At 72.3% G+C, this 15,830-nt stretch carries 13 protein-coding genes and 1 pseudogene; 6 read left to right on the forward strand and 8 right to left on the reverse strand.

Annotated elements, in window-relative coordinates; genetic code table 11:
- The 4 genes from LWC35_RS31690 to LWC35_RS31705 form a co-directional block, all read right to left on the reverse strand.
- The coding region (locus LWC35_RS31690; RefSeq protein WP_232874009.1) for an iron-containing alcohol dehydrogenase at positions 1–340 on the reverse strand (340 nt) is incomplete at its 3' end.
- Positions 341–437: 97 nt separating this feature from the next.
- The gene (locus LWC35_RS31695) at positions 438–1,397 is read right to left on the reverse strand and encodes a VOC family protein (RefSeq protein ID WP_232874011.1); all 960 of its coding nucleotides are present in this window, start codon (positions 1,395–1,397) and stop codon (positions 438–440) included.
- Positions 1,398–1,465: 68 nt separating this feature from the next.
- Positions 1,466–2,425 (reverse strand): PDR/VanB family oxidoreductase, encoded by a 960-nt coding sequence (locus LWC35_RS31700; RefSeq protein WP_232874012.1) that lies wholly within the window; start codon positions 2,423–2,425, stop codon positions 1,466–1,468.
- A gap of 53 nt (positions 2,426–2,478) precedes the next feature.
- Entirely contained in the window at positions 2,479–3,723 is a 1,245-nt protein-coding gene (locus LWC35_RS31705) for a cytochrome P450 (RefSeq protein ID WP_232874013.1), read from the reverse strand.
- Between the two features lie 221 nt (positions 3,724–3,944).
- Between LWC35_RS31705 and LWC35_RS31710 the strand changes: the two genes are divergently transcribed.
- Positions 3,945–4,946: a helix-turn-helix domain-containing protein gene (locus LWC35_RS31710; protein WP_232874015.1), complete on the forward strand. Its 1,002-nt coding sequence runs from the start codon at positions 3,945–3,947 to the stop codon at positions 4,944–4,946.
- Between the two features lie 311 nt (positions 4,947–5,257).
- On the opposite strand, the gene LWC35_RS31715 is transcribed toward LWC35_RS31710, so the two are convergent.
- Positions 5,258–6,340, reverse strand: coding sequence for an aldo/keto reductase (locus LWC35_RS31715; RefSeq protein ID WP_232874017.1), 1,083 nt, complete (start codon positions 6,338–6,340; stop codon positions 5,258–5,260).
- A 153-nt stretch (positions 6,341–6,493) separates the two neighbouring features.
- On the opposite strand from LWC35_RS31715, the gene LWC35_RS31720 reads away from it, so the two are divergent.
- Together LWC35_RS31720 and LWC35_RS31725 are read left to right on the forward strand one after the other, a co-directional pair.
- Complete coding sequence (locus tag LWC35_RS31720) at positions 6,494–7,423, forward strand: AraC family transcriptional regulator (protein ID WP_232874019.1); 930 nt, start codon at positions 6,494–6,496, stop codon at positions 7,421–7,423.
- Between the two features lie 208 nt (positions 7,424–7,631).
- On the forward strand, positions 7,632–7,928 hold the full coding sequence (locus tag LWC35_RS31725; protein ID WP_232874020.1) for a DinB family protein: 297 nt from the start codon (positions 7,632–7,634) through the stop codon (positions 7,926–7,928).
- 75 nt (positions 7,929–8,003) lie between these two features.
- On the opposite strand, the gene LWC35_RS31730 is transcribed toward LWC35_RS31725, so the two are convergent.
- From LWC35_RS31730 to LWC35_RS31740, 3 genes and pseudogenes are all read right to left on the reverse strand, one after another.
- Positions 8,004–10,004: a carboxylesterase/lipase family protein gene (locus LWC35_RS31730; RefSeq protein WP_308194711.1), complete on the reverse strand. Its 2,001-nt coding sequence runs from the start codon at positions 10,002–10,004 to the stop codon at positions 8,004–8,006.
- A gap of 221 nt (positions 10,005–10,225) precedes the next feature.
- Positions 10,226–10,609, reverse strand: a pseudogene (locus LWC35_RS31735) (transposase); the annotation flags it as partial.
- Between the two features lie 408 nt (positions 10,610–11,017).
- Positions 11,018–12,466 carry an amidohydrolase family protein gene (locus tag LWC35_RS31740; protein ID WP_232874023.1) on the reverse strand — a complete coding sequence of 483 codons (1,449 nt, stop codon included), beginning with the start codon at positions 12,464–12,466 and terminating at the stop codon, positions 11,018–11,020.
- 149 nt (positions 12,467–12,615) lie between these two features.
- Here LWC35_RS31740 and LWC35_RS31745 point away from each other — a divergent pair, with 149 nt between their 5' ends.
- From LWC35_RS31745 to LWC35_RS31755, 3 genes are read left to right on the forward strand one after another with little or no spacing between them, the layout of a single operon-like run.
- Positions 12,616–13,491, forward strand: a complete 876-nt coding sequence (locus LWC35_RS31745) for a LysR family transcriptional regulator (RefSeq protein WP_232874024.1) — start codon at positions 12,616–12,618, stop codon at positions 13,489–13,491.
- A gap of 52 nt (positions 13,492–13,543) precedes the next feature.
- A complete protein-coding gene (locus LWC35_RS31750; protein ID WP_232874025.1) occupies positions 13,544–14,452 on the forward strand; it encodes a fumarylacetoacetate hydrolase family protein in 909 nt (302 codons plus the stop codon).
- A complete protein-coding gene (locus LWC35_RS31755) occupies positions 14,449–15,393 on the forward strand; it encodes an MBL fold metallo-hydrolase (RefSeq protein WP_232874027.1) in 945 nt (314 codons plus the stop codon). The genes LWC35_RS31750 and LWC35_RS31755 overlap by 4 nt, the downstream gene beginning before the upstream one ends.
- The last annotated feature ends 437 nt before the right edge of the window (positions 15,394–15,830 follow it).

The following is a 15,830-nucleotide window of genomic DNA, read 5'->3' on the forward strand; positions in this document are numbered from 1 at the left end:
CCACCGGCAGGCCGCGCGCCAGGGCGACCGCCTTTCCCAGGCCGATCGCCGATCCGCCGCCGACCGCGACGCAGCCGTCGGCCCCCAGCCGAACGGCCTGTTCCCCGGCCCGCTCGGCCACCTCGACCGGCACGTGCATCCGGGCCTGGGCGAACACCCCGGCGGCGAGCCCACCCAGGCCCTCGGCGACCCGGTGGCCGGTGTCGTCCTGCTCGGGCGAGCAGAGCACGAGCAGCCGGCGCAGCCCGAGCCTGCCGAGCTCGTCGCCGAGGCCTGCCAGCGCGCCGGGGCCGAGCACCACCCGCATCGGCAGGGCCTGGTAGGTGAACGCGAGAACCATGGGGAGTCCGATCTGTCGGGCCGCCGGCCGCCGGGCGGCCGGTGTGCCGTCCGGGCGGGAACGCGCGGCTCCCGCCCGGACGCCGGTGCTGGCTCGGTCAGTTGTCGACCGTGATGGGCTCGAGCTGAGCCATGATCTCGCTGCGTTTGTCCTCGAACTGCGGCGGCAGCATGAAGTGGCGGCCGAGCTCCTCGGGCGACTCGTCGCAGTCCCAGCCGCCCTCGGCATGGGTGACGGCGAGCTCGAACAGGGCGCCGCCGGGCATCCGGCAGTAGACCGACTTGAAGTAGGTGCGGTCCTTGAGCTCGGAGATGTCGGTGTAGCCCGCGCCCTCGATCTCGAACTTGACCTGCTGCTGGTTCTCCAGGCTGCCCAGGTTCCACGCGAAGTGGTGGTAGGTGCCCGCGCCGTAGGACCAGGTGCCCTGGTCGTCACGGCGGTTGCCGATGACCTCGACGTGATTGCCGAACTTGTCGTTGCCGATCTGGAAGGCCGCCCGGTCGCCGTCCTCGACGATCCCGCCCTGGGCGAAGAAGACCTGCTCGGCGAACTCGACGGTGCGCTCCGGGGTGTGCGCGTGGATGGCGGTGCCGTGGATGCCGTGCACGCCGAACTCCTGGGGCACCCCGTTGCCCGCGTACGGCAGACGTGGGTCGCCGGTGTTGCCCACCAGTGCGTACTCGATGCCGCAGGGGTGCTCGAAGGTGAGCCGGCGACGGCCGAACACCTCCGCGTTCGCGACCGGCACCTGGTGCTCGGTCAGCCGCTTGTACCAGAAGTCCAGCGACTCCTCGGGCACCGAGAGCAGCACCTCGCGTGCCTGGTTGGTGCCCCGCTTGCCGGAGATTCCGTGCTGTGCCCAGGGGAAGGTGGTCACCACGCTCGACGGGTCGCCGTCGGCGTTGGAGTAGTACAGGTGGTAGACGGGCGTCGAGCCGTCGTAGAGCACGGTCTTCTTGATGAATCGCATGCCGAGGACCTGGGTGTGGAAGTCCACGTCCTCCTGAGCGTGCCCCACCGACAGGGTCACGTGGTGGGAGCCCTGGATGTAGGTCATCTGGTGTTCCTCTCTGGTTGCGCCGGGCGTCGGGTGGCACCCGGGTGGTGCAGAACGGACTGAGCAGGTCAGAGGTCGAGGACGAGCCGTGGACAGGCCGCTCGCGAGACGCAGATGAACATCGACTCGGCGGTGGCCTGCTCGGCCGGGGTGAACAGGCTGTCACGGTGGTCGACCTGCCCGTCCAGCACCGGCGTCTCGCAGGTGCCGCAGGTGCCCTCGGTACATGAGTACGGGACGTCGATCCCGGCCTCTGCGACGACCTCGAGGATCGACCGGTCGGTCGGCACGGGCAAGGTGAGGCCGCTGCGGGCCAGCACCACCTCGAACCCCTCGTCCCGCAACGGCTCGCCCTGCTCCCTCGCGGAGAAGCGTTCGAGGTGCAGGGCTCCGGTCGGCCATGCGGCGCACCGGGCCTCCACGGCCGCGAGCAGCGGTTCGGGCCCGCAGCAGTAGACCAGGGTGAACGGGGCGGGCTCGCCGAGGATCGCCTCGAGGTCGAGCAGCCCCACCTCGTCCTGGGGGTAGGTCCGGACGCGGGCGCCGTGGGCGCGGTCGAGCTCCTCGACGAAGGCCATCGAGGTCCGTCGGCGGCCGCCGTAGTGCAGCTCCCATTCGGCGCCCGCGGCCGCGGCCGCGGCGACCATGGGCATGATCGGGGTGATGCCGATGCCCCCCGCGACGAACACGTAGCGGCCCGCGGGTTCGAGCGCGAAGTGGTTGCGCGGGCCACGGACGTCCACCATGTCGCTCTCGTGCACCTTGTCGTGCACGAACACCGACCCGCCGCGGCCTTCGTCCTCGCGCAGTACGGCGATGCGCCAGGTCGCGGTGTCGGCGGGGTCGCCGCACAGCGAGTACTGCCGGATCAGGTCGGGCTCGAGGCGGAGGTCGATGTGCGCACCGGGTGACCAGGCGGGCAACCGGGCACCCGTCGGGTCGCGCAGCTCGACGACAACGACGCCGTCGGCGACGTCGGCACGTCGGTGCACCTCCAGCCGCAGGTCGATCTCGGGCGTGCTGGACACGGCGTCCTCCTCGCGGATCGTCGGGACGGGGTGGTGGGCGGGCTCGGTGCCACTCAGCCCCAGGTGGCCTGCAGGCTCATCAGTGAGACGTTGGTCAGCGCGGGCGCGTAGCGCAGCCGCTGCTCGGTGACCGTCACCCGCTTGAGCCTGCGCAGCACTGCCTCGATCGCGATGCGGCACTCCAGACGCGCCAGCACCGCGCCGAGGCAACGGTGTTCCCCGCGGCCGAAGCCGACGTGGGAGTCGATGTTCTCCCGCTCCAGATCCATCCGTAGCGGTTCGGGGAACTGCCGATCGTCGGTGTTCGCCGACCCCCACAGCACATGGATCAGCTCGCCCTCGCCGATGTCGGCCCCCCCGAGCGAGACGTCCCGGGTCGCCCGGCGGAACAGACCCTTGCTCGGGCTGTGCCTGCGGACGGTCTCCTCGACCACCCGGGGAACCAGCTCGGGATCGGCGGCGACGGAGTCCCACAGCTGGGGGTCCCGGCTGAGGTAGTAGACCGCGTGCGCGATCGCGTTGGCCGCGGTGTCGTTCCCGGCGACCAACTGCTCGAGCACCATGCCCTTGATGGCGTCGTCGGACAGGCGCTCGCCGTCGATCGAGGCGTGGGTGAGGGCACTGATGACGCCCGCGTCCGGGGTCTCGCGCTTCGCGGCGATCACCTCGCCGAGGTGCTCGCGGAACCGGACGACCCGCTCGAACCGCTCGACCTGGTCTGCGGTGAACGCCGCGTCGTCGGTCGCCTCGGCGTTGCCGGGAGTGAGGATGACCAGCGCGTCCTCGGTGACCTGCTGAACCACGGCGGCGTCCTCGGGCGGCAGGCCGAGCGCCTTGGTGATCGTCCTGATGGTGAACGGGTAGGCGAACTCGTTCATCAGGTCGCCCGCGCCGCGGGCGACCAGCGGATCGAGCAGTTCCTCGGCCAGCTGCTCCATCGCCGGCCGCATGACGTTGACTCGGCTCGGGATGAAGGCGCGCTGGGCCAGGACCTTGGCCTTCTTGTGGTTGTCGCCGTCTCGATTGATCAGGGCGGCGTTGCTCCAGACCCCGTCCGGGAAGGCCTCGCGGTACTGCGCCGGGACTCGGCGTCCGCCGAGGGTTCCACCGTTGGCGAACGTGGTCGGGTCCTCGAGGATCCGGACGACGTCCGCGTACCGGGTCACTGTCCACACCCCGATCTCCGGCGCATAGAAGACGGGGCACTGCTCACGAGCCGCCTGCCAAGTGGGGAAGGGGTCGGCGAGCTGCTCCTCGCTCAGGGGGGCGTAACCGTCAAGGTGCGGGCACCGCGTCATTGCTGGCTCCTCCAGAGTCGGCCTCGTCGCTTCGGACACCGTGGCGGGCCCTCCGGCTCCGGTCGAGGGCGGCAGCAGCTTCCGGTCACGGACGGACAAGTGGCGCCCTCGCGGTGCACCGACGGTCAAGATCACGAGGTCGGCCAGCCTGGACACTCGGTGCGGGGTGGCATACCGTCCAGCGCGCCTGACGATGCTGTCGCCGACGCCTGGAGCGGCCCATGACCCTCGCCTTCCACCTCCGCGAGGTACCGGTCGAGGGTCGGCTCGACGCGTGGCGGCGGGCCGCGTCCCGGCTCATCCATCCCATGATCGTGCGCGCCGAGGCGGCGCCCGAACGCGGCTCGGTGATCCGGCGCCTCGACGCGGGGCTGCACACCATCCGCGTGTCCGGGGTCCGGTCCACCGTGGAGCGGCCCGCGGCGCTGATCCGGCCGGATGATCCGGCCTTCGTCCAGCTCACTGTCGTGCTCAGTGGCGGTCTCGTGGCCGAACAGGACGGCGAGGGTGGCCAGGCGGGAGCCGGGGACCTGCTCTGGTACTCCTCGACGCGTCCCTATCGACTCACCGCCACCGACGAGTTCGAGCTGGTGCACTTCCTCGTGCCACAGCGGTGCACCGCGCTGGTTCGTGAGCATCTCTGCCCCACCCCGGCCACCCCGTTGGCCCGGCACACGCCCGCGTGGCAGCTGCTCGTTCCCTTCCTGCGCGGGATCGCCGACTGGCGCGCGGGCGACCAGCAGACCTATCGCGACGGCGCGCTGGAGTCGGCCCTCGTGCACCTCGTCGGCTCGCTGCCCCGGCGCATGAGCGGGTCCGTCGCGCGGGTGGGGGCGGACCCGTTCGACGCCGCGACCGACTACATCGGTGCGCACCTAGGTGCGCCCGACCTCACCCCCGCCCAGGTCGCCGGCGCCCTGAACGTCTCGGTCCGCCACCTGCATGCCACCTTCTCCCGGCGGGGGCTGTCGGTCGCGGCGTACATCCGCAACGAGCGGCTGGAACACGCCGCACGCGACCTCGTCGACCCGGCCTGCGCCCACGTCGCGGTGGCCGAGATCGCCCAGCGCTGGGGCTTTTCGAGCGCCGCGCACTTCAGCAGGGTGTTCGCGAAGCGGTTCGGCAGGCCGCCCACCGCGCTGCGCCGCGTCACGGCAAGCCGGGCGCCCGGCGAGTCTTCCCCACAGACGCCCCTGCGGCGCGCCCTCCCGTCTCCACCCTGACTTCCTCAGCCCTGACCCCGCCTGAGCCGCCAGCCACGGCCGAACCTGCGCTGGGGACCGGACGTCGAGCTTGCGGAAGAGCCGCTCGACGTGCCCGTCGACGGCCCGCCGGGAGAGCACAAGATGCCGCGGCGCGGAGGAACGGGACATCCGAAATCTCACACGGTCTCGCCGGGGTCGAGGCCGTGGGCCGGCCAAGGTGGGAGGACTGCGGATCCACCGAGCAGGCCAGCCCTGGTCGGCGAGCCGGGTGACCGGGGGCGGCGTATCGCGTGCCTCCGGGCAGCGCTGGCCCCCGTCAGTACCGCACGTCAGTACCGCACGTCGCTCTGCAGCAGCGGCGGGTAGACCTCGGACGCCTCGCCGTCGACCGTGGTGCCGGCGAACTGCAGCATCGCCCGCAGCGGGCCGTGCAGCGGCGCGGGGTAGCCGAGCGTCGGTGCCGACAGCTCGTCGAGGCGCGTGCGCTGCGCAGCGGTGAGCTCGACGTCGAGCCCGGCAAGATTCTGCTCGAGGTGGCTGATCCGGCGCGCCCCGAGGATCGGCACGACGGTGCCGGGCCGGGTGCGCAGCCAGGCCAGGGCGACCGCCGCGGAGGTCGTGCCGAGCTCCTCGGCGATCACGGCGACCGCCTCGATCACCTCGTACTCCCGCTCGTCGGGCCGCCCGACGAAGGCGGTGCGCGCCGAGTCGCCGACCGCGGCGCCGCGGCGGTACTTGCCGGACAGCAACCCGTTGCGCAGCGGGCTCCATGGCACCAGCGCCAGCCCCTGGTCTCGTGCGAGCGGGGCGATCTCGCCCTCGACGGTCCGGGCGAGCAGCGAGTACTCGACCTGTAGCGCGATCAACGGGGTCCATCCGGCGAGCAGCGCCCGGGTCTGCGCCTGCGCGGTGACCCAGGCCGGCACGTTGGAGAAGCCGAGGTAGCGGACCTTCCCCGCCCGCACGACGTCGTCGAGAGTCCGCATCGTCTCCTCGATCGGGGTGTGCCGGTCCCAGTTGTGCAGCCAGTACAGGTCGAGGTGGTCGGTACGCAGCCGGCGCAGGGACTCGTCGAGCTGGGCGAGGATCGCGGACCGGCCGGCGCCGCCGCCGTTGGGATTGCCGGGGAAGAGGTTGGTGAAGAACTTCGAGGCGACGACGACCCGGTCCCGCCGCCCGGGCACGGCGGCCAGCCAGTCGCCGAGGATCTTCTCCGAGTGGCCGTTGGTGTAGAAGTTCGCGGTGTCGACGAAGTTGCCGCCCTGGTCGGCGTAGAGGTCGAGGATCTTCTCCGACTCCTCGACGCTGCACCCGGCGCCGCCGGGGTCCTCGCCGAAGGTCATGGCGCCGAGCGCGAACGGGCTGACCCGCAGCCCGGAACGGCCGAGGGTGACGTAGTGGTCGAGCGGCACGGAGGCCTCCGGAGGTCGTCGGGACGATGCCCTCCCAGGGAAGCCGCCCCGACCGTCGTCGCGGTAGACCGATCCCGCCCACCTCGTGCACGATCCGCTCGATCGCGGCCGGATCGGGTTGCCGCCGCACGGTCCAGGTGATTGCGTGTCGGCATGCGGCACACGGCCCCGGAGCTGGTCACCGAGCTGTGCGCACTCGTCGACGCGCACGCCGGGGCCGGCGTCACGACCGCGATCGAGGGCCTGCTGCTGGGTCGCGCGGATGGCGGCCCAGAGCCGGACCACAGCCTCACCGAGCCGCTGCTGGTGATCATGGCGCGGGGCGGCAAGCGCCTGCTGCTCGGCGAGCGCGTGCACGAGTACCGGGCCGGTGAGATCCTGCTCGTCACCGCCACCCTCGCCGTAACCGGGCACTTCGTCGACGCCACACCCGAGCGGCCGGCGCTGGCCCTGGCGCTCGTGCTACGCCCGTCGCTGATCGCGGCGCTGTCGCTGCAGGCCCCGGCCCCGTCCCGGGCACGGCAGCACACCCCGCAGCCGGCCGTCGCGACCGGGCCGGCCAGCGTCGACCTGCTCGACGCCGCGGTCCGGATGCTGCGCCTGCTCGACCACCCCGCCGACGCGCCGGTCCTCGCACCGCTGATCGAACGCGAGATCCTCTGGCGGGTGCTGACCGGCCCACACGGCGCAGTGCTCCGCGAGATCGGGCAGGCCCGCAGCAACCTCTGGCACGTCGGCCGCGCGATCGCGTGGCTGCGCGAGAACTACGCCGAGCCGGTGCGGATCGAGGACCTCGCCGCTCGGGCCGGGATGAGCCCGTCGACCTTCCACCGGCACTTCCGCGCGATCACCGCGCTGAGCCCGATCCAGTTCCAGAAACGCATCCGGCTGCAGGAGGCCCGCTCACTGCTGGTCGCCCGGCCCGACGACGTCGCCGGCGTCGGGCACCTCGTCGGCTACGACAGCCCCTCGCAGTTCAGCCGGGAGTACCGCCGCTTGTTCGGCATGCCGCCGGGCCAGGACGCCGCACGTCTACGGGCAACGACACCGCGCGAGCGCGAGATCCGGCGACCGCTGCCCTGACCCCGACGTGATCAAGCCGCGTGCCACGAGCCCGAACGCCGAGCCAACTCGCCACGAGGGCCCCAGGCCGCCGTTCCATCGCGAGAGCGGCGAGTGCCCGCTGAACCTCTACTCCGGAACGTCCCGCCCCCTCAGCAGCTGACCCTGGGCCGCGTCCTAGGTGAGGTTCCGGCCGGGTGGCACCGGCGGTGATGTCGGTCAGCCGACGGTGCAGCGCAGCGTGATGCGCGCCCGCGAGACCTGCATCCACGCCGTCGGCCGCGGGACGGGGACCACGTTCGACGACCTCCCCGAGGGCTTCCTGACCGCACTCTTCGCCGACGTCGCCGCCTGGCGGGCGGCGCGTCCGGGGCCCGGCGATCCCCCTCACCACTCCCCCGACCCGCCACGAGTTCGGGGCCGACCCGCCTCTGACGCGGCTCGACCTCCCCGTCGCCACGGCGGCGGCGTGGCTGACCGGGCGCCGCCCGCGGCCGACCTCCCGGTGCTGCGGGGCTGGCTGTAGGCGGTCGGGCATCGCGTCGCCCGTCCGCCACCTCCGGAGCACGCCGGCCACCGGCCTGCACCTGCTCCCCTCAGCTCAGCCGACGAACCCCGGGCCGGACCAGTAGCTGCGCCAGAACGTGAGCCGGCGGGTGTCGAGGATGTCCGCCACGCTGTCCTCGAGGTCCCACACCTTCGTGCGGGGCGAGCGGGCGTCGAGGGCCGGCCACTCGATCCTCCCGCCGTCCGTGGGGTCCCCCGATCGCACGAACGAGATCCACGCGTCCTGCATCCGTGCGGCCAGAACGTGATCCGCCTCGGTCCAGTCCCAGTCGCGGTCCTCGTACGTCCCGAAGAGGTAGAGCACGTCCGCGGTGTGGAAGGCACCCGCCTCCGCCCCCTCCAGCACCTCCGAACGGGCCGGGACGGGGGGTCGCCGGGTGAACCGGAAGTGCCAGACGGGCGCCCGGAGGTTCTCGCTGTGCAGGAGTGCGGCGTTCCACGAGGGCATGATGAAGACCTCGTCGCCGGCGAGGGACCAGCTCGCCTTCCTGGTCGCGGCGTCGTCCGGGGCCGGGTACAGCTCGAACACCTCGTCCGCGCGGTCGCCGAACTTCACCTCCAGGTAGGCGCGATACGCCGTCACGGTCGGCAGGTAGCGGGCGCCGGCCTGCTCGTCGGTGACGTTCCCGACCAGGGCGGGCAGGTCTGCCGCGCGTCCCTGCGCGAACGAGCGCTGGACGGGTTCGGTGAGCACGTACCCGTCGACGACGGGGTAGCCCGAGTCGTAACGGTGCACGCTCAGGCCGCCGGGAGCGGAGTCGGAGACCCACGCACCATGCGTCCGGGGAAGGTCGGCGCGCAGGATCACCTCGGGGTCCAGCGCCCTCGCCTCGGCCACCGAGCCGACTCCGAGGGCAGCGAACAGCTCGACGCCCGCCTGCTCGGCCGCCGCCAGGGTCGAGGCGTACGCGGGGTTGCCGGGACCGTCGATGGCAGGCGTGACCCCCGGCCCGCTGTGCGCGATCACCCGGTGGAAGAGCCCCTGTGCCCGCGGTGAGCAGCGCAGCTTCTGGGCGCTGTCCCCGCCCGCGGAGACACCGGCGAGGGTGACGTTGCCAGGGTCCCCGCCGAAGGCCCCGATGTTGCGGCGCACCCATTCGAGGGCTGCGATCTGGTCCATGAGCCCGTAGTTGCCGGAACCGCCGTAGGTGGTCTCGGCCGAGAGGTCCGGGTGGGCGAGGAAGCCGAGCCGCCCGAGCCGGTAGTTGACGCCCACCACGGTGATCCCCCGGCTCGCCAGGCGAGCGCCGTCGTAGAGCGGATTGCTCGCCGAGCCGAAGTGGAAGGCTCCGAAGTGGAGCCACACCAGCACCGGTCGGTCGGTGTCGGCCGCGGGCCCGGTCCAGACGTTGAGCGTCAGGCAGTCCTCGCTGAAGCGGGACTCCCTCCCGGAGAAGAGCGAGCCCGCGGGCGGCGCGAGCTGCCAGCTCGCCGGACCGAACTCGGACGCCGCCCGTACACCCTCCCAGGGCACTACCGGCTGCGGGGGTCTCCAGCGATTCGCACCCGTCGGTGGCGAGGCGTACGGGATTCCCAGGAAGCGGCGAACCCCGAGATCCGGCAGGCATGTTCCCTTGACAATCCCGCCCTCGACTCTGACGCCCTCGTTCACGGACCGATGCTCGCACCTCCCGCCGTCGGGGCGGCGGCTCTTCTGCACCGAGGAACGCAACGGCCGCCCACCCTGGACGAGGTAGGCGCCCCCGACCGCCACACCTCCGTGACGAGGACCGGCCGCCTGTACGCGCTCGTCGAGGAGCTGCGCGCGGCCCACGGTCCAGCCGCTGGCTCGCGACCGTTTCGGGTGACCCCCCGGACGATCGAACGGCACCTGGCCGTACTCGCGGACTCGGATCTGCCGCTGGTGAGCGTGCGCCGCGCCGAACGCGACGAACAGCTCGGTGTCCGGAGAGCCGACGCTCAGGTGCGGCGAGTCCGGCTCATCCGTCACGCAGAACGGCGGGTGCATGGCCGCCCCGGGCGACGAACTCGTCGGATCGGGCGCGAGCAGTCGGAAAGTGAGCCGCGTACCCATGCAGAATCCCACGGCGCCCTTGGCCCCGGAGGCCGCGGCGTGGTCCTCGGCGACGGGGTCGAGCAGGGCCGCCACGTCGGCCAGCACCGCGCCGTCGAGGGCCAGCCGGCGCCGTGGGACCGGGACCGCGCGGTCGGCGCGGACCCACGGCAGCGGCGCGGGGGCGGGCGGCTCGCCGGCGCGGGTTCGCGTAACGGGGGCGCGTCCGCGGTCAGCCGGGCGAGGGTGTCCGCCAGCGGATCTTTGCCAGCGCCGGACTCTCCGAGCACATAGCTCGTGGCGACCACCGACACCGGCGCCTTCTCCGCGCGGCGACGCCGCTCCGGCAGCCACTCCGGGAAGTACGAGCCCGCCCGCAACTTCGGGATGGCGAGCTCCACGGTGCCAGCGCGGGTGTCCCAGTCCCGATACCGGTAGCCGTTACGCGAGTTCACCCGCCCCTCGCTGCGCTGCCGATAGCCTGCCCCGCAGGCGGTGTCGGCCTCGGCTGCCATCAACGCCTCCGCGAACCGCTTGACCATCGACCGGAGCAGATCCGGGCTGGCTTCGGCGAGCCGCTCATCGAGCCAACCCGCCACATCGTTCACAGTGTCCGACGCGGCCATCGCGTCTCCTCCCTCGAGAACCAGAGCACTCGAAAGATCACGCGATGGCCGTCTCACATCCCGACGCCACGCCCCAGATCAGCAACGACGCCGTACACCAGGTCCCCGGACGCAGCGTCTCCGGCAGCACCGTTCGACGATGTTTCGTGTCACGAGTGGTGTCATGCCGACCCCTCGTAATCACTCGCCGGAAAAACGTGCGTGCCCCGAAGCTCGAACGAGCTTCGCACAGATGAGCGCGCACGAGCGGACAGGCCTGGAGATCGATCTCCAGCGTGTCGAGTCGAGGGCGGGTGGGCCGTCCGGCCCTGCCGGGGGTCGGTCGACAAAAGGGAACGAGGACTCCCACCCGGCCCCGCTCGAGGCGAACGTGTGCCGGGGCCTGTCGAGCCCCGAGAACGATTGCGATCAGGAGGAGGCGCGGCCCTCGACGGCGCGGACGGCTTCCGCGTGCCACCCACGGGCGATCGGCTCCAGAGCCTCGAAGGCACCGGCGGGGGTGCCGGGCAGAGTGTGACCGGCTGCGTGGACCCTTCCCAGGATCGCCTCGGCGGCGGTGTCCGCCTCGGCGGCGAGCCGCGGCAGGTCGACGCCGGTGAGCAGGCCGTCGCGCTTGACGACGCGGCCGTCGACGAGAACCGTCCGCACGTCGGCGGCCGTGGTCTGGAAGACCAGGGTGGCGTAGGGGTCGATGCGAGGGTGCTGCTCGATCCCCGTTCCGCCGATAAGCTGCAGGTCCGCTCGCTTGCCGGGGGTCAGCGAGCCGATCCGGTCGCCGAGCCCGAGGGCGTAGGCGGCGTTCACGGTGGACCAGCCGAGGGCCTCCTTCGCGCTGGTGGTGACCGTCTCGGGCATCGCGTTCGCGAGGTTGACCGCCTCCGTCGCCTCCCATCTCGTGAACCCGAGCCCGAAGCGCATCTCGTGCCACAGGTCGCCGGAGTTCAGCGAGATGACGTCCGCGGACAGCGTCGGGGCAAGCCCGTGGCGGCGGCACCGCGCGAACACCGGCCTGCCCATCCCCATGTTCAGCTCGGTCTCGACGGAGATCGAGACCTTCCCCCCGCTGCGCGCGAGGGCGTCCCACTCCGCCTCGTCGAGGGTGTTGCAGTGCACGTGGATCATGTCCGGGCCGAGGAGTCCGAGGGCGTCGAGCTCACCGACGCCTCCGGTGAGCACGCTGCCCCAGACGCACCCGGTGTGGTTGACGATCAGCGCCCGGCGCTCGCGCGCCGCGGCGAGCTCGGCGACCGTGCGGTCCCAGGGCAGCCCGAAGAGCTCAGAGAGCGAGACGCCGAGGGTGAGCAGCCCGTCCGAGGCGAAGTAGGTGTCGGCGATGCGGTGGAAGTCCTTCAGGCGCGCGCTGTGGTCGCCGAACCGGGTGGCCTCCGGCGAGCTCTCGAAGAAGCCGTAGCAGAAGGCCGCGCGGATCCCGGTGTCCAGCAGCCCCTGCACCGCGCCGTCGGAGTGCTCGGGCGTGTTGTTGCAGTGGGAGAAGTCGAGCAGCGTGGTCACGCCGGCGTTGAGCGCGTCGAGCGCACCGAGCCGGTTGCCGAGCCGGACGTCGTCGGCCGTGAAGGCGGGTGAGATCGCCAGCCGGATGCCGAAGTAGTAGTCACCGAGCGTCCAGTCCCCGCAGATCCCGCGCACCAGCGACTGCCAGGTGTGCCGGTGGGTGTCGACCAGCCCGGGCAGGACCAGGTGACCGGCCGCATCGATCACCTCGGCGTCGGTGACGTCGAGCGACGGGGCCACCGCGGCGATCACCCCGTCCTCGACGAGGACGTCACCGGTGGGGAGGTCGCCGAGGGCGGGGTCCATCGTCAGGACGTGGCCGCCGCGGATCAGGGTTCGCGTCATGTGCTCCTCCAGGATTCGGGTGCCCCAGAGTGACCTGCTCGCTCGGCACGAACATGTGCCGTTCCGGTTGCGGTGGTGGCCCCACCGTCGCCGGGGAGACCGTACGATCGCGCGCGGCGACCCAGGCTCGACGGCGAGGTGGTGGCGACATGGACGTCCGATCGCTCCGGTACGCGGTGACGCTCGCCGAGACCCTCCACTTCGGACGCGCCGCCCAGGTCCACTACATCGCCGCGCAGCCGTTCGGCCGCCGCATCCAGGCCCTGGAACGCGAGCTGGGCACCCCGTTGTTCAGCCGCACGAGCCGCCGCGTCGCGCTCACACCGGCCGGGGAACGGTTCGTGACGCGGGCCCGCCGGATCCTGGCGCAGCTCGACGCGCTGGTCGAGCAGGTCGAGGGCCCGCGCGAGGACCCGCCCTTCCTACGGGTCGGCGTCCTCGGTTTCGGGCTCGCCGACCTGTGGCCGGACGTCCGGGCGCTGGTCGAGTCGCGCTGCCCGGCGCTGGGTCTGGTCACCGTGGAGCTCGACTGGGAGAACCAGTACGACACGCTCCGGGCCGGCGAGGTCGATGTCGCCGTCGTCCACGACGTCGGCGGGGCGGACGACCTGGTTCTGGACCGGACCCCGGCGCTGGACCGCTACGCCGTGGTGCCGGTCGGCTCGGAGCTCGGCGAGGCGGACCGGCTCACCCTGGCCGACGTCGCCGGGCACCGGTGGGTCTCACCGGTCGGCGGTCAGCCCGGCCTCGCGGAGTGGGGAGACTCCGGCGGCCGCGGGCGCGTCGCCGTCCGTTCGCCTGCGGGTGTCCCGACGGCGGTGGCGACGAGCGGCTGGCTGGGGATGCACGCCGAGCCCGCTCGCCGGTACTTCCCCCACCCCGGGGTCCGGTACGTGCCGTTGGAGGGGCCCAAGGCCACCATCGCCGTCGCCACCCGCCCGGACGACCGCCGCGAGGCCGTCGCGGTGTTCCGGGCCGCGGCCCGAGCGGTGGCGGGTGCGGATCGCAACCTCTCCGGACCATGATCTGCGCCGCCCCCAGGAGCCAGACTGGACGGCGACGACGGAGGAGGGCGCGATGCGCTGGAGCACCTGTGCCGATGCGGAGGGCACCGAACGAGCGGCGGTCTGGCGTGACGACCGGCTTTACCTCACCCGCACGACCCTGATCGACCTGCTCGGCGACGACGGCACGCGACTGCGCTCCGCCGCCGAGGCCGCGTTGCGCGGTCCCGGCGTCGACCCGGCGACCGTCACGCTGCTGCCCCCGATCCCGCGCCCGCCGTCCGTGCGGGACTTCATGGCCTTCGAGGAGCACGTGGTCACCGCGAGCGCCGCGATCGGGCTGACCGTGGACCCGCTCTGGTACCGGCAGCCCGTCTTCTACTTCACCAACCCGGCCGCGCTGCGCGGGGCGAACGACCCGGTGCCGATCTCGCCGGGCAGCACGATGTTCGACTACGAGCTGGAGGTCGCCGCCGTCGTCGGGCGGGAGGGGGCGGACCTCTCCCCCGCCGAGGCGGTGGAGCACATCGCCGGGTACCTGATCTTCTGCGACTGGAGTGCCCGGGACCTGCAGGGCGAGGAGATGAAGCTGAACCTCGGCCCGGCCAAGGGCAAGGACTCGGCGTCGAGCTGCGGGCCGTGGATGCTCACCCCGGACGAGCTGCCGGCCGCCGCGGCGATGACCGCCACGGTGAACGGCACGCCCTACAGCAGCGGCTCGCTCGACACGCTGTACTGGTCCTTCGGCGAGATGATCGCCTACGCCTCGCGCGGCACCCGCGTGCTGCCGGGCGACCTCATCGGCAGCGGCACCGTCGGCACCGGGTGCATCCTCGAGCTGTCCCGGGTCCACGGTGCCGACGCCTACCCCTACCTCGTCCCGGACGACCACGTCCGGCTCGAGGTGGACGGACTTGGCGCGATCGACGCCCGAGTCACGGCCGGGGCCCCCGTCCGCCCCCTCCGAGAGGGGCACGCATGAGCGCGCACACCCACGGCATCACCGTCCCCGGCCCGCCCCGCCTCGAGGAGGTGTCCGACGGCATCCACGCGTTCATCCAGCCCGACGGCACCTGGTGGATCAACAACACCGGGTTCGCCGTCGGACCGCAGGGGGTCGTCGCCGTCGACTCCTGCTCCACCGAGCGACGCACCCGGGCGTTCCTCGCCGCCATCAGGTCGGTGACGCCGGCGCCGGTCCGGACGTTGGTCAACACCCACCACCACGGCGACCACACGTTCGGCAACGCGCTCTTCGACACCGCGACGATCGTCGCCCACGAACGGGCCCGCACGGAGATGATCGCCTTCGGGCCACCGCGTGAGCTGCCCTTCTGGGAGAACCCGGACTGGGGCGACCTCCCCCTCGACCCGCCGTTCCTCACGTTCACCGAAGCCGTCACCCTGCACGTCGGCGACCTGCGCGCGGAGGTCCGGCACGTCGGGACCGCAGCGCACACCACCAACGACTCGCTGGTGTGGTTCCCCGAACGCTCCACGCTGTTCTGCGGGGACCTGGTGTTCAACGGCGGCACGCCGTTCCTGCTCATGGGTTCGGTGGCCGGCGCCATCGACGTGCTGGAGAACGTCGTCGCCCCGCTCGGCGCCACGACGACCGTCCCCGGTCACGGCCCGGTCTTCCACGACCGCAGACCACTCGACGCCACCGTGGACTACCTGCGCTTCGTGCTGGAGCTGGCGGAGCGAGGCCGCGCCGCCGGCGTCACTCCCCTTCAGGCGGCGCGGGACACCGATCTCGGACGTTTCTCCGACTGGCCGGACGCCGAACGGATCGTCGGAAACCTCCACCGCGCCTACGCCGAGCTCGACGGGCCCGAGCGCGGCGGCACGATCGACGTGATGGCCGCACTGGCCGACATGGTCACCTACAACGGCGGCCGGCCTCTGACGTGCTTGGCCTGAGCCACGTGCGCAGGTCGTCCATCGTGTAGCGCCAGTGCCGTTGGTCAGGGCGCGTGCGTGGCACGGGACGACTGCGAGACGGTCGAAGTCCCATGAACCGGTGCCTCGACAGACCCAGGGCGAGTCACGCCGATTGGCGGTCCGCCTGCGCAAGGCTGGCCGCAAGCGACGTGTCGACGCAGAGACCCGCCCGGCTGAACAACTACTTCCACATCGAGCAGATGCGCCAACCAGAGGCCGTCGAGCAGGCCATGGGTGTGGCCTTGCGCGGGCGTTCGCCGGTGCTGCCCCGGTCACTCGGGCGTCAGGCCGCTCGACGCTCGTGCACGCGCGCCGCGCGAAGAACACCGGATGGCCGCGGTCGCCTACGTCTGGGCGCTGGCCGCGGTGCGTCACGACCCGCTCGGGAGGCCCCCTACCGCGCCCGCCACGCCGCC

Origin of the sequence: Pseudonocardia kujensis (genome assembly GCF_021283305.1) — a bacterium.
In the GTDB taxonomy this organism is placed as follows: Bacteria; Actinomycetota; Actinomycetes; order Mycobacteriales; family Pseudonocardiaceae; genus Pseudonocardia; species Pseudonocardia kujensis.